This is a genomic window from Cryptobacterium curtum DSM 15641 (assembly GCF_000023845.1).
GTDB classification, from domain to species: Bacteria; Actinomycetota; Coriobacteriia; order Coriobacteriales; family Eggerthellaceae; genus Cryptobacterium; species Cryptobacterium curtum.
The window spans coordinates 1,460,841-1,473,996 of the sequence record NC_013170.1; the positions used below are offsets into that span (position 1 = coordinate 1,460,841).

The following is a 13,156-nucleotide window of genomic DNA, read 5'->3' on the forward strand; positions in this document are numbered from 1 at the left end:
CACGTGAAACAATCCTTCGTCAAACTCTCCTCACAAGAACGAACATGCAAGTGTACCTTGCTCTGACTTACAGCGTTTAGAAAATTTCCGCATCAGATTCAGGTAAAGATGCCGCTGGCAACAAAGAGGTCGTGTTATGTGCGGTTACTCCCACCGTTGAAAGATTATGCAGCGTTGAGGTAATCGCAGGGGTAAGTACGCCGGCCACACCCAATGCAATAAGCGTGGTGTTGAACCCAACAATAAATTGATAGTCGCTATGAATACGCTTCATCAATCCACGTGAAAGCCGACGAAGCATCACCAATGACTCCAGCGAAGCGTCAAGCACTGTCACATCAGCTACCGCACGAGCCACATCGCTAGCGTCACTTAAGGCAACTGATACGTTCGCTGAAGCAAGCGCCGGCGAATCATTAATGCCATCGCCAACCATAATGACCGTGTGTCCTTCTTCTTTAAGACGCTCAACATAGCTCGCTTTATCTTCAGGCAATACCTGTGCATGATATTCATCGATACCAACTTGTTTAGCAATTTGTCGCGCACACAACTCAGCATCACCTGTCAGCATAACCACCCTCTGAATGCCTGACGCACGCAACTGCGCTACCGCATCAGCCGCCTCAGAACGCAAAGGGTCGGTAATACATAGCACGCCGCGCAAAGTACCATCAATAGCTAAAAATACAGTAGACGAAGCAGGAGCCTCGGCTTCTAGTCGTTCAAATAAACCTTCAGGACAGGGTGTTCCTTCATCTTCAAAGATAAAGTGAGCACTACCAATGCGTGCCGATTTTCCCCCAACTGTCGAAGCAATACCGTGTGCAACAACGTATTCAACTTCGGTATGAAGTTCTTTTTCATGATGAAGTCCCGCATCGCTGGCGGCTCTAACAATTGCACGAGCTAGACTGTGAGGGAAATGCTCTTCAAGGCAGGCAGCAATCTTAAGGACATGGTCCTCATTTTCGCCATCCATACAGATAATTTTTTCAACCTGTGGAGACGCTTCGGTCAACGTACCCGTTTTATCAAATACAACCACGTCAGCAGCATCGAGTGCTTCAAGGTATTTGCCACCCTTAACCACAGCACCGCGATTAGAAGCTTCCCGCATCGCAGACATTACTGCAACAGGCGTCGAAAGCTTAATTGCACATGAGTAATCCACCATGAGAGTGCTTGAAGCACGTACCAAGTTTCCACCTGTAAGGGCTAACATAGCGACGAATGCAAATAAATTAAATGGAACAAGTCTATCAGCCAAACGCTCAGCACGGCTCTGAGCTGACGCCTTAAGTTCAGATGACTCTTGCACAAGCGCAACAATACGATCAATACGAGTGTGGCCCGGAAGCGCGTTGACCCGCACAATCATTGAGCCATCCTCAACTGCAGTTCCTGCAAACAATGTTGAGCCTTCACGCTTATGAACCAAAATGGATTCGCCAGTCATCGAAGCTTCGTTCACTTCACCTTCACCTTCAACGACTGTTGCGTCAACCGGCACCGAAAATCCAGTACGGATACGAATAAGTTGTCCAATTTGAACCGTCTCTAGACGGTGTTCACGTTCAGATCCGTCATCGTCAACTACCCATACCGTGTCGCCACGTACAAGAAGACTGTTTTCAAGTGCAATACGAGTACGTGCATTCACATGCTGCTGCATCATGTCGGATATCGACAGCAGAAACATAATGCCGCCTGCCTGTGCGAACTGACGCTGCAGCAGAGATACCGTAATGGCTGTTGCATCAAGCACCTCAACTGTCAACTTACCGGAAAGCAAATCACGCAAGCCCTTTAAGATAAACCCAGCTGCTCGAATAAGTGTGAATGCTGTTGCAAATGGTGGTGGCATCAAAAACCGCCTGGTAATATACCCACCGACCGCAATTACAAGAGCCCGGGCAAATTCGTTATTCTCATGAGCCATGTCCTCGTTCGCATCCGCTTCAGCCACAGGCAGGTCATACATATCGAGCCCATTAACGAGCGCAAGAGCTTGATCGCGCACGACAGAATGTACAGGGTCATATTCAATCAACACGCTGCCATTCGCACTGCGCACCTGTGCGTTATCAACGCCCTCGATCTGACGCAGGGCAGCCGCCACACCATATGCCTCAACAGTGGTAAATAACGCAGCACCACAACGTAAGCGTAAACGACCCGGAATATCTTGCATGACGCGATAGATCATGAATTAATCCCCTTCTTTAAACCCACTCAACTCTCATCGGTTACCAGTAGTACGTCTATAAACAACGCGTACCGTTAAATGCTCCAACTACGGGGTTTAACCTCAAGCAACATCAACTGTAAAAGGCGATGTAACCACAGGCAATATCAACTACAGGTAACAATTGCCTACACAATACCAACTGTAAATAATAGTTTTGGTTACAAAAGACAATTAGTAGTAAATAACAGTAAAACGAATAACGACGCGCCCAGCCAATACGGCTAGGCGCGTCTCTCTGCACTACAGCAGCCTGTTTCAGGTAGAATTACTTTCCTTTTTTGGATGTAGTCTTACCGTCGATTTGCGCGGTTGCTTCTTCGCGAGCTTCTTGTTCAACTTCATCCATGCGCTGACGAACCGCTGCTTCAATGCGACGCTTGCGATCAGCTTCAGCACGGAGGTCCTGTGCATCATCAATAATGCTCTGCGTTGCTGTCTGAAGACTATCGTTTGCAGCCATGGCTGACGCCACACCTTTCACGACGCCCTTACGCACCGTCGCGCTTTTCGATGCCGCTTGGATGACTGCTGACGCAACCATGCCACCTGCAAATAAGCCGATTTTTGCCCAACCCATAGTCAGACCCCTTTCAAAGATAATTACATGTACATTGCATACCTTGCTTTCGCCACAACTGAGTATCCAAGCGGCGCCGTCGTTATTCCACTCCAAAAAGACGAGAACAATCCAAAAGGACCATATGCGAAATAATCCACATAAGGTTGGAAAACCTAACCTTCCTCTTTTTATTTTTGACAGTAATTCCTTACTTCTTTTCACTTTTAAAGGAAGGTGAGGCTAACTCTCCATTGTTTTAGCTACAATAGTAAAACCGAATTGGGAAGGATACGCTTATGTCCCTTGTCTTACATGAATCCGCTGAAATGTATCTCGAAACCATCTATCTACTGCAGCAACGAAGCGACAATGTGCGTGCTGTCGATATTGCTGCAGAGATGGGTTTCTCAAAACCAACCATTAGTGAATGGATGGGAAAGCTCAAAAAAGAGGGGCTGATTAGCGCAGCAGCAAACGGCTCTATCATTCTGTCGGAGCATGGCGAGAAAATAGCACAAAGCATTTATGAACGCCATACGGTGCTCAATCAAATATTCCAATTGATCGGCGTTTCCCCCGATGTGGCCGTCCATGACGCCTGTCGCATCGAGCACTATATCAGCGATGAAACCTTTAAATGCCTTAAAGTATATTTCGCTGATGCCCTTAAAGACGCTCCTCAAGAAGAGGACGAGTCAGAAACAAAGTAAACTTGTCCTGAAAGCGAGGGGCAGAAGGTAGAGAACAAAGTGCCTTTAAACCCTCGCCTACCGCCTGGTATCTGCCGCTAAAACTGCACCAATATGTTATCCCCCGATAAAGATACCCCGAGAATTAGGTTTCCGCTGGATTCGCGCGCTGTCGCCAAAGGCGCGGTGTCATACCCATGCAAGCCGTAAACGCATGGGAGAACTTTGACGGGTTTGCGTAGCCGACTTCAGCGGCAATACTCGCAATTGAAACGCCTCCGCGCTCCAGAAGAAGATCGCCAGCACGTTGCATGCGGTACAAGCGATACCAGGAATACAAAGGAATGCCAAATGCTTCTTTAAAAGCTTCTTTGAGCACCGTCGCTGATGCTCCACATTCTTGTGCAACCTCAGAAATGGTTAAAGCCCGCGTGAGGTCACGCATCATAACCTCTTGAGCGCGCAGCGCAATACGCAGTCGACGCGCTTGCATGCTTGCATCAGCACTGAGCAGGCCCTGCTGACGTGAAGCGCGCAAAGCCACGAGCAACAATTCAATTGCTTTAAGACGACAGTACTCCACATCTCCTTCGCGAGCCATATTTTCTATTTCAGCTGCAATATGAGCTATCGCGGTACCCGTTTCAAGATGACAACAGGAATCTTTAGGAGCAACAAGGCTTGCCATGGCTACCCCAGTAACACCAAAGCGAGATAGGCAGCCATCAGCTTCGTTATAAGCACGCGCCTCACATGAAACAACCACGCCACGAAAGTTCTCGAGAGTAACAGATGCTTGCTGTTCTGAATTGGAGTGCAGCGCTACCGTACTTCCAGCATGGACCGTTGTATTGTGCCTACGAGAAAACCGACAGTGCGCAAGCCCTCTCCCACAGTAAGCAATCGATGTTGTTTCGCCTGCATGTGGCAAAGTAACAGCATTCTGCTTGCCCGAAGCTTGTGCAACAGGCAGCATATTGACGACGTAAAGAACGACACCCGGAAAAAGCTCTATCGATCGCGCTCCATAAAACGGGCGCACAGGTCGAAAGGCAGCCTCTATCATGCGTGCAATCCACCTTTATTTTTCTGAGCCGCTTTCATTGACGCCTCTGCGCCCTTTCATCAGCCTTTTCCATATCGGCAACCATTTTATCGGCAACATCACACCCATTGCAGGCACCGTCGCATCCGTCGCACCCGCGCGGTCCACGACCCACCAAGCGACGAATCGTCGGAATAAGGGCGATCAAAATAATCGCCAGCGTAAGAATTGTTCCTACATTCAGTTCCATGACGTATTACCTTACTTTCTTAACCTGTCTGCCATCAAAAATTACTCTTAGCGACAGGGGAAATTCCATCTTGTTACAGGTATGAAACCAGATGGATAAAGGGGCGGTCGGGCAAAACCCGACCGCCCCAAGATGCATCAACTATGACGCATCCTTTTCATTGACAGATAAGCGCACTTTTTCGCTCTCGTACTTGTTTGGGCGAACAAGCAGATAAATCATCGCAGCTGCTACCGCAATAGCGACAATAGTGAATACATTGAACGAAACCTCGCCCAGAACCAAACCAGCAAACTGGTAAATGAGCATCGAGATTACGTATGCGAAACCGCACTCATAACCGATGGCCGCCCAGAACCACTTACCACCGCCCATTTCCTTACGAATAGCGCCCATGGCAGCAAAGCACGGAGCACACAACAGGTTAAAGGCCAAGAATGCGTAACCCATTGCAGGAGCATAAGCCGCCTGCACATTGGCGTACCAGCCAGCACCACCAGCGTACAAAATACCAAAAGTACTGATGACGTTCTCCTTGGCAATCAAACCTGTAATGGTAGCCGCTGCTGCCTGCCAATCATTGAAGCCTTGCGGCGTAAAGATCCACGCAATCGCGTTACCAAACATGGCTAGTAAGCTCATAGCCTGGTCGTCAACTGGCCCGAATGCACCATCAGTAAATCCGTAACCCGAAAGGAACCAAATCACGATAGCTGCAGCCAAGATGATCGTGCCAGCTTTTCTGATGAATGACCAGCAACGCTCACCCATACTACGTAGGATTGAACCTGGTGTTGGCCAGTGATAAGCCGGCAATTCCATAACAAACGGAGCTGCTTTGCCAGCAAAAGGCTTTGTCTTCTTCAGGATAATACCTGATACGAGAATCGAGGCTATTCCCAAGAAGTAGGCGCTTGGGGCAACCCACCATACGCCGCCGAATACGGCACCAGCAATAAGCGCAATAATAGGAAGCTTAGCTGAGCACGGCATGAACGTCGTGGTCATAACCGTCATATGACGATCGTTTTCATTCTCGATCGTACGCGACGCCATAACACCCGGCACGCCGCAGCCAGTACCGATAAGCATCGGAATAAAGCTCTTGCCCGACAGGCCGAAACGACGGAACACACGGTCAAGAATAAAGGCAACACGCGCCATGTACCCGCAACCTTCAAGGAATGCGAGGAACAGGAACAGAAGAATCAACTGCGGCAAGAAGCTCAGTACAGAACTGACACCAGGAATAATACCGTCGGTTACTAAGCTCTGAACTTGCTCGTCAACATGACCAGCTTTCATGGCGTCGCCAAGCAGAGCTGACACACCCGGCACCCAGAAGCCATATTCAGTTGGATCGGGTTCTTCAAGTGCAACAGCATCGGCATATTCGTCGGCGTCGACCGTCACGACTTCGTTTTCGCCGGCATCCTGATCGTAGGCATCGTAGTCAATCGAAATACCTGCATCACGTGCCTGCTGAATAAACTCATCAAGGTCGTCTTCATATGCGGCCTTATCGGCATCGCTCGCATCATCACCAGGAGCTTCAGGCGCTTCTAAGCCATACTCAGCAGCAGCTTTATTGAATGCTTTAATCTCATTCTGCGCCTGTTCATATGGGTCATGCACTTCACTGTATTCATCTTGACCTGCACCGATATACCAACCATCACCAAAAAGGCCATCATTGATCCAGTCAGTGAGGTTCGTGCCCAAGGCGCTTACCGACACCCAATACACAAAGAACATAATGACAACGAAAATAGGCAGAGCTAAGAAACGGTTGGTTACAACCTGGTCAATTTTGTCAGAAACACTCATGCCACCTGTGTTTTTACAGGTAACGCACCGATCAATAATACTGGTAATATAAGAATAACGCTCATTAACAATGATGCTCTCAGCATCGTCGTCCATAGATTTCTCAAGCGTTTTAATGATGTCTTCGACAGCGGGTTTTGCACTCAGATGAGATTCTATCTTGCTGTCACGTTCAAACAGCTTCACAGCAAAGAAACGCTTCGCACCAGCCGAAACATCGGCAGGTAAAAGATCTTCGATCTTGGTTAGTGCCTGCTCAACTTCATCGGCAAACTGGTGTTTGCGAACAGGAGCCTGTTTAGCTTGTGCTACTTCAAGAACCTTCTCGACCGCTTCGGTGATACCGGTATTCTTAAGGGCTGAGATAGCGACAACCGGACAACCCATTTTTTCAGAAAGCGCCTGCAGATCAATGCTATCGCCTTCCTTTTCTACAACGTCCATCATGTTCACGGCCATGATGGTAGGTATGCCAAGCTCGATCACCTGCGTGCTTAAGTAAAGGTTGCGCTCTAGGTTGCTTCCGTCGACGATATTGATTATCGCATCAGGCTTCCCATCGATTAAATAATCGCGCGCCACCACTTCTTCAAGCGTATACGGTGAAAGCGAGTAAATACCCGGCAAGTCAACGATGGTCACATCTGAATGGCCTTTCAACTTACCAGTTTTCTTCTCAACGGTTACACCAGGCCAGTTACCTACGTACTGGTTTGCACCGGTGAGGGCGTTAAATAAGGTGGTTTTCCCACAATTAGGATTGCCCACCAACGCCACGTTCAGTTCCATTGATACCTCCATGATACTACAATAGTTAGCTATTGTTAACTATTGACCTAAAATAAAGCTGCAAAATTGGCCAGCAGTAGCACAGGTGATCGTCTAAACGATCTCTACATGCTCAGCTTCGCTTTTACGCAAGGACAGCTCATAGCCGCGAACAGTTACTTCAACTGGATCTCCCAGTGGAGCAACCTTACGCACATATACCGAAGTGCCTTTGGTGATACCCATGTCCATGATGCGACGTTTTGTGGCGCCTTCGCCAACAAGCTTAGCGACCACAACGGTCTGACCGGGCTTTGCTATATCGAGTGTTGCCATTTCTTTCCCTCCCTCGCAATAATCACTCCTGCTAATCGACAGAATGCGCACGTTCGCTATGACCTGCAGCAATACTCTCTTATATTCTGCTAAAGACCCTGCGAGCGTGCACAAGCTTCTCTGAGAGCGCTAAACCATCACGCACTGCGCAAGTTTGCGATCCAGAGCAACGCGAGAACCCTTGACGTTTACAATGAGGTTGCCCCCAATGCGTGATACCACCTTGACACGGGCACCTGGCACAAAGCCAAGACCCTCCAGGTGCAAGCGTGTATCACCCTCGCCGGTTATTGCATGAATAAGATAGTCTCTACCGAGTTCGGCCGTCGCCAGTATCATTCATGCTCCTTTCGCTCTGAAATTGGCAGCCTCACCGTTGATCCACCTTATTTAAAATGGCATTCTTAACGTTAGGTCCTGCTAACTCTCCAGGAACATGTTAGACATAGCTAATTGAGTGTCAATCAAAATAAGAAAGTTCTTTCATATTTTTCTTATTGAAAACATTAAGGGGAAGTTGGAAATACTTGCCAAAATGCAACTTAGGTCTTCGTAATGCAACTGGTAAAAAAGAGCGGGTCCCGGGAGAAGCTTCGGAACCCGCTCGGGACCCTCATGCGATATAGCAGACGAGAAGGAGGTGTGCATGGGGCCTTCGAGTTAACTTGTTAATCGCCTTGCGGCGGAAACGATTTGTCCATTCCAACTCTTCGAGCAAAATAATCTTTTACTGTGGGAACAAGAACCCATAACCGTTTCGGTAAAGTATATGTTAGGTATTCCTAACTTAAAGTCAACTATATTTCACTTTTTATTTTAAAAAATTTTTCGACCCTTTGTACGTTTCGATTACGAAGCTATCCAAACACTTAGCCTTCATCCATAAACCAACGAGAAACGACTCTCTATCGCAGCCATAATGGTGCTTTTACGCCTGTTATAAGGACTTTATTTATTAATGAGAATCAGCTCCTCTAAGGAAAGAACATGCAATGGAAACAAAACGAGATCTCAGACTAAAGGTTGTTTAGGGCATCAGATATAACATCCAGATATATTCTTGATAGGCGCCCTATTGGCGCATCTCTCAGAAGCTTTTCAAATGATAGTTCAAGTTTTTGATCAAGCCTTATATAGGAAGGCCGCCTTAAGCCATAGGTCGCCCAATCAAGTATGGGGATACATTTTCCTGAACTGTCTACCTCGAGATTCTTAGAAGTAATCTTGGCCGCAACAACCGTACAGGTATCGTTCTGGACATCGATAACTACTACAGGTCTAACTTTTCCTACATTGGGATGATCTGCAAATTCAACCCATGCTAACCAGATGTCTCCAATACTTGGCTTAGACGAGATCATCATAAAGGCCTTCGTCTTCAGGATCATTCCATTCTGCAGGAAGGGTCGTTTTGTGCGTCTTTGGATCCATAGGTACGTAATCCTGCTTTGACCAGTCAACATAGGGAATATGATCACCATACCCTGATGAGATAGGCGCAATAACAACCCACGGTTTTGAATTTCTGAATACGGTGACAGGCTTTCCAGATTTATTTACCTCAGAAGCTATATGCGAAAAATGTGCTCGAGTTTCAGCCACCGTTGCAGTGAGCTCATCCATAATGACATCCTTTCCCAGTACCTTTATGTACATAATTATAGCATTAATTAACGCTCTTTATATGATCTCTTTGGAAGATTAAACCGTGTTCTTCTCCCATAGAAACTGGTAAAGCGCAGGTTTCGCCGAGTTTAAACATCGATCGTTAAACTTTGTAAAGTGATTGCAATCCTCTGCGAAAATAAGAGATATAAGGGGCATAGTATACTGACCCTGTTCGCAGTGCAGAGACCCTAAGGAAGGCCACATGACCACTAACCGTTATATCGACACGAGAAACAGCACTGTTGAACCGATCCCCTTTACTCAAGCAGTCGTCAAAGGACTTGCCGATGGAGGCGGCTTGTTTGTACCCGAACACATCCCCCAGCTTTCCTTGGAAGAAATTGTTGCGCTCGCTGATATTCCGTATGCGCAGCGTGCGGCGCGGATATATCGCGCCTTTGATATCGATCTTTCTGCTGAGCAAATCGAATCCCTTATGCAAAAAGCCTATAGCGATAACTTCGATACTGAAGACATTTGTCCCATTACCTCGCTTGATGAAAAGACCCATGTACTTGAATTGTGGCATGGGCCCACAAGCGCTTTTAAAGATATGGCACTTCAGTGCCTTCCCCTGTTTTTTGAAGCAAGCGCCGAAGTGCTTCGCGCTGAAGGGAACATTGACACTGAATTCATGATTCTCGTGGCGACCTCAGGTGACACCGGAAAGGCTGCACTTGAAGGATTTGCTAACCGAAATGGCGTCTCTATTGGTGTGCTCTATCCTGATGGTGGCGTAAGTGACATCCAGCGCAAGCAAATGATTACGCAATCGGGCGACAATGTAGTAGTTTGGGCGGTGAGAGGTAATTTCGATAATTGCCAAACGAGCGCTAAGCGTATCTTTAACGACTCTGATTTCGCCTGTAAGCTCAAAACGGAATATGGCGTTGCTCTGTCAAGCGCTAACTCCATCAACTGGGGGCGGCTACTCCCTCAAGTGGTTTATTACCTCTCAAGCTATGCCCAACTCGTCCGCAGCTCAACGATTGAGGCGGGCCAAGCCATCGACATCTGCGTTCCAACAGGAAACTTTGGCAATATTCTCGCAGCATGGTATGCCAAAAAAATTGGTGCACCTATCGAACGTCTTCTCTGCGCCAGCAACGAGAATCGCGTGCTGACCGACTTCATCAATACCGGCACCTACACCATCGTCGATCGTCCGTTTATACTTACGCCAAGTCCCTCTATGGATATCCTTGTGTCATCCAATTTGGAACGGCAGCTATTCGAACTCACTGGGCGTGATGGTTCTGCTATCTCATATTGGATGAAAGATCTTGCTGAAAAGGGATGTTTCCGTATTGATCCCCATACCTTTACGCGGCTTCGTGCTGAGTTTGCAAGCGACTCCGTCTCCAACGATGAGTGCTTAAGAACCATTAAGGAAACCTTTGATGCACATGGATACCTTATCGATCCCCATACGGCAGTTGCCTGCAAAGTCGCTGAACGTCTTCGTTCGGACAATCCTGTTCTTGTCGCCAGCACAGCACACTGGGCCAAATTTGGCGGGAGCGTCTACCGAGCACTCCATGAGCTTACGGTGTCAGATAGTCTGCCCCGTGAAGTAGAACAGCTAACCGACTGCGAACTTAACGACCTGATTTCCCAGGAAACCGGATGTGGACCCATCCCTGCAGGATTAGCCTCCCTGGATACGATGAAGGCACGTTTCACCACCGTTATTGACTCTGATAAATCCGCTGTCGAAGAGGCTATTTCACTGTTTCTTTCTTCGATTCAGTAAATCTCAGGTCACTCAATATGGCGGAGAAGTCTCGCTGGCATCCTCATATATCTCCATATACGTTATGTTTCGTAACGTTTCGTAACGTTTCTTCTCCCCTCGCTGTCCATTAACACTAAGAAATATCTCGTCTGTCTTTGAATCGATATAATCTTTCCATTGACATACTTACTGATAGGAGGCGCACAGTGAGCGTCGAACATCTTAAACCGAGCGTTAAGCTTTCTTTTGTCAACCCCGATGAAAGCCATGGGCCGGTATTTGGACCAGGTGTTATGGCTCTGTGTCGTGGTGTCCAAGAAACAGGGTCGCTTAATGCTGCTGCTAAAAGCATGGGCATGGCCTACAGCAAAGCCTGGCGCGTACTGAAAGAAACGGAAGCTGCTTTGGGAGTCCAGCTGCTTGTTCGCGATGGAGCTCATGGCAGTACTCTTACTGCTGATTGCTTAACCTTACTTGATGCCTATGACAAGGTTAGATCAACGGTTATAGACACAGCGTCTCGCAAAACAGCTAACCTTCTTGCCTCATCTTAAACACTCGTTCTTGCTTCGTTTTAACACTACACCGATACGTGGAACTATGTTCTACGTATCGGTGTAGTTGTGTTTGTATGGGCAGCCGCTCTTATCCAACAACCACAGAAGAGAGTGGTGCTCCACTCCTCTCATTTGTCTGCACGGTTTGTGTCTGTAGAGAAGTACCAAGACCAGGCATTTCGATAGTAATAGTCAGCTGAATCCCTTCCCCTCTCGCCTTTTGAGATACACGCGCTCGAGGTAACGGCCTCGTTGCTGAACAAAGCTCCTGGTGATCCAATGACTCTACCGCGCCCTCATCAACATCAATAAAGTCTTCGGTGTCTATACTCGGCTGCTCTCGCAGGCCGTCTTCAACTGACTTTTCGGTAAATCGATGCAAGCATCCGTAACAAACTGCCATATCATCGAAACAGCGCGACTGACAAGTTGGACAAACCTTCATTGTGATTCCCCTTCCCTCTTACTTCTGCGGTGTTGCGTGCTTTGGTGATGGTTCATGCCGCGAAACCCCCGCGTAACGGGGTCCGCCCTGCGCGCTTGAACTTTGTCGATGCGCTTTTGGCATGGCGCACGCGTAATAGAACCTGCTGACGATAGAAACGTGTCAATGCCAATGCGATCACCCCGTTGAAACCATCGTGCACGTGGTAGACTACAACGCTCGAGAACTGCATATGCATCGGCCTGTTTGAGCATACGACACGATGGCACCGACCGCTTAGCGCGCAGTACCACACCCTCACGATCGATAAACGCTACATCGATGGAAAATCCCATACCAAAGGTATGAATGCTTCGACAGGGTGTCAGAAGCAGTATTTCTGCACTCGGGTCAGCGCCAAGCAGCCCTTTGACACGATCAGGCCAGGTAGAAGCAATGCGTATACCTCTCTTCATCCTCATATTAATACCTCCAAAATAAAACGGTGATGCATGTTGTCTTCCCTGATTGCTGAGCACTCACAAAAGCCCATTGCCACTGGCCCCCTTGCTTTACCCAAGCACTCCCCATTGTTCCTTTGGATGGAGACTCAATAGCAGTCCAGCCCTTTTCTGTCAGAAGCGCTTTGACGCGTTTTTCCTGCTGCTGCGGATCGCCACCACAGAGAAGCCCAACTCCAGCATCCAAAGAAGCAACCTGATAGGCATCGATATCGCCTGGTTCAAAGAACTCATCAGCAAACCCTGCAGGAAGTTCTTCCCAACGAACCGGCGCACCTCCTGCTTGCTCAAATGCCCTGAACAGCACTGTCTCGCTTTCATCTTGAGACATTTGATCGAGCATCCACTTAGTAGAGAGTGGTGGTTCTTGGTTTTGAGCGTGATCTTCTTTCTGCTCTTCAGCGACTTCATTTGTGCTGCTGGATACAATTGATGCACCCTTGTTGACACTCTGAACCGCATGAATACCAAGCAGTACCGCAAAAAGGGTACCCACCATAGCAAGCGCTGCGATGAACCGTTTCAT

Annotated in this window: 15 protein-coding genes; 3 read left to right on the forward strand and 12 right to left on the reverse strand. The window is 47.9% G+C overall.

Annotation, left to right across the window (positions count from 1 at the left end; translation table 11 throughout):
- Positions 1 to 76: 76 nt before the first annotated feature.
- Positions 77 to 2,209: a heavy metal translocating P-type ATPase gene (locus CCUR_RS06430; protein ID WP_015778835.1), complete on the reverse strand. Its 2,133-nt coding sequence runs from the start codon at positions 2,207 to 2,209 to the stop codon at positions 77 to 79.
- A gap of 307 nt (positions 2,210 to 2,516) precedes the next feature.
- Positions 2,517 to 2,828, reverse strand: coding sequence for a hypothetical protein (locus tag CCUR_RS06435; protein ID WP_015778836.1), 312 nt, complete (start codon positions 2,826 to 2,828; stop codon positions 2,517 to 2,519).
- A gap of 278 nt (positions 2,829 to 3,106) precedes the next feature.
- Between CCUR_RS06435 and CCUR_RS06440 the strand changes: the two genes are divergently transcribed.
- On the forward strand, positions 3,107 to 3,520 hold the full coding sequence (locus CCUR_RS06440) for a metal-dependent transcriptional regulator (RefSeq protein ID WP_015778837.1): 414 nt from the start codon (positions 3,107 to 3,109) through the stop codon (positions 3,518 to 3,520).
- A gap of 124 nt (positions 3,521 to 3,644) precedes the next feature.
- On the opposite strand, the gene CCUR_RS06445 is transcribed toward CCUR_RS06440, so the two are convergent.
- The 7 genes from CCUR_RS06445 to CCUR_RS07565 all read right to left on the reverse strand — a co-directional run bounded on the left by CCUR_RS06445 (position 3,645) and on the right by CCUR_RS07565 (position 9,348).
- Positions 3,645 to 4,565 (reverse strand): helix-turn-helix domain-containing protein, encoded by a 921-nt coding sequence (locus CCUR_RS06445; protein WP_015778838.1) that lies wholly within the window; start codon positions 4,563 to 4,565, stop codon positions 3,645 to 3,647.
- Positions 4,566 to 4,599: 34 nt separating this feature from the next.
- A complete protein-coding gene (locus CCUR_RS06450; RefSeq protein ID WP_015778839.1) occupies positions 4,600 to 4,794 on the reverse strand; it encodes a FeoB-associated Cys-rich membrane protein in 195 nt (64 codons plus the stop codon).
- A 141-nt stretch (positions 4,795 to 4,935) separates the two neighbouring features.
- Positions 4,936 to 7,410, reverse strand: coding sequence for a ferrous iron transporter B (gene feoB / locus CCUR_RS06455; protein WP_015778840.1), 2,475 nt, complete (start codon positions 7,408 to 7,410; stop codon positions 4,936 to 4,938).
- 93 nt (positions 7,411 to 7,503) lie between these two features.
- A complete protein-coding gene (locus CCUR_RS06460; RefSeq protein ID WP_015778841.1) occupies positions 7,504 to 7,725 on the reverse strand; it encodes a FeoA family protein in 222 nt (73 codons plus the stop codon).
- Positions 7,726 to 7,854: 129 nt separating this feature from the next.
- The gene (locus CCUR_RS06465) at positions 7,855 to 8,064 is read right to left on the reverse strand and encodes a FeoA family protein (protein ID WP_015778842.1); all 210 of its coding nucleotides are present in this window, start codon (positions 8,062 to 8,064) and stop codon (positions 7,855 to 7,857) included.
- Between the two features lie 677 nt (positions 8,065 to 8,741).
- Positions 8,742 to 9,089: a type II toxin-antitoxin system PemK/MazF family toxin gene (locus CCUR_RS06470; RefSeq protein WP_015778843.1), complete on the reverse strand. Its 348-nt coding sequence runs from the start codon at positions 9,087 to 9,089 to the stop codon at positions 8,742 to 8,744.
- The gene (locus tag CCUR_RS07565; protein ID WP_015778844.1) at positions 9,073 to 9,348 is read right to left on the reverse strand and encodes a type II toxin-antitoxin system Phd/YefM family antitoxin; all 276 of its coding nucleotides are present in this window, start codon (positions 9,346 to 9,348) and stop codon (positions 9,073 to 9,075) included. Before CCUR_RS07565 ends, CCUR_RS06470 begins: the two co-directional genes overlap by 17 nt.
- Positions 9,349 to 9,595: 247 nt before the next feature.
- On the opposite strand from CCUR_RS07565, the gene thrC reads away from it, so the two are divergent.
- Positions 9,596 to 11,146 (forward strand): threonine synthase, encoded by a 1,551-nt coding sequence (gene thrC / locus CCUR_RS06480; RefSeq protein ID WP_015778845.1) that lies wholly within the window; start codon positions 9,596 to 9,598, stop codon positions 11,144 to 11,146.
- A 188-nt stretch (positions 11,147 to 11,334) separates the two neighbouring features.
- Positions 11,335 to 11,682 (forward strand): winged helix-turn-helix domain-containing protein, encoded by a 348-nt coding sequence (locus tag CCUR_RS06485; RefSeq protein ID WP_015778846.1) that lies wholly within the window; start codon positions 11,335 to 11,337, stop codon positions 11,680 to 11,682.
- A 91-nt stretch (positions 11,683 to 11,773) separates the two neighbouring features.
- Here the strand turns inward: CCUR_RS06485 and CCUR_RS07585 are convergent, their stop codons facing one another.
- From CCUR_RS07585 to CCUR_RS06500, 3 genes are read right to left on the reverse strand one after another with little or no spacing between them, the layout of a single operon-like run.
- Positions 11,774 to 12,130 (reverse strand): hypothetical protein, encoded by a 357-nt coding sequence (locus CCUR_RS07585; protein WP_015778847.1) that lies wholly within the window; start codon positions 12,128 to 12,130, stop codon positions 11,774 to 11,776.
- Entirely contained in the window at positions 12,127 to 12,591 is a 465-nt protein-coding gene (locus CCUR_RS07325) for a DUF192 domain-containing protein (protein WP_049754305.1), read from the reverse strand. Before CCUR_RS07325 ends, CCUR_RS07585 begins: the two co-directional genes overlap by 4 nt.
- Position 12,592: 1 nt before the next feature.
- Complete coding sequence (locus tag CCUR_RS06500) at positions 12,593 to 13,156, reverse strand: hypothetical protein (protein WP_169302072.1); 564 nt, start codon at positions 13,154 to 13,156, stop codon at positions 12,593 to 12,595.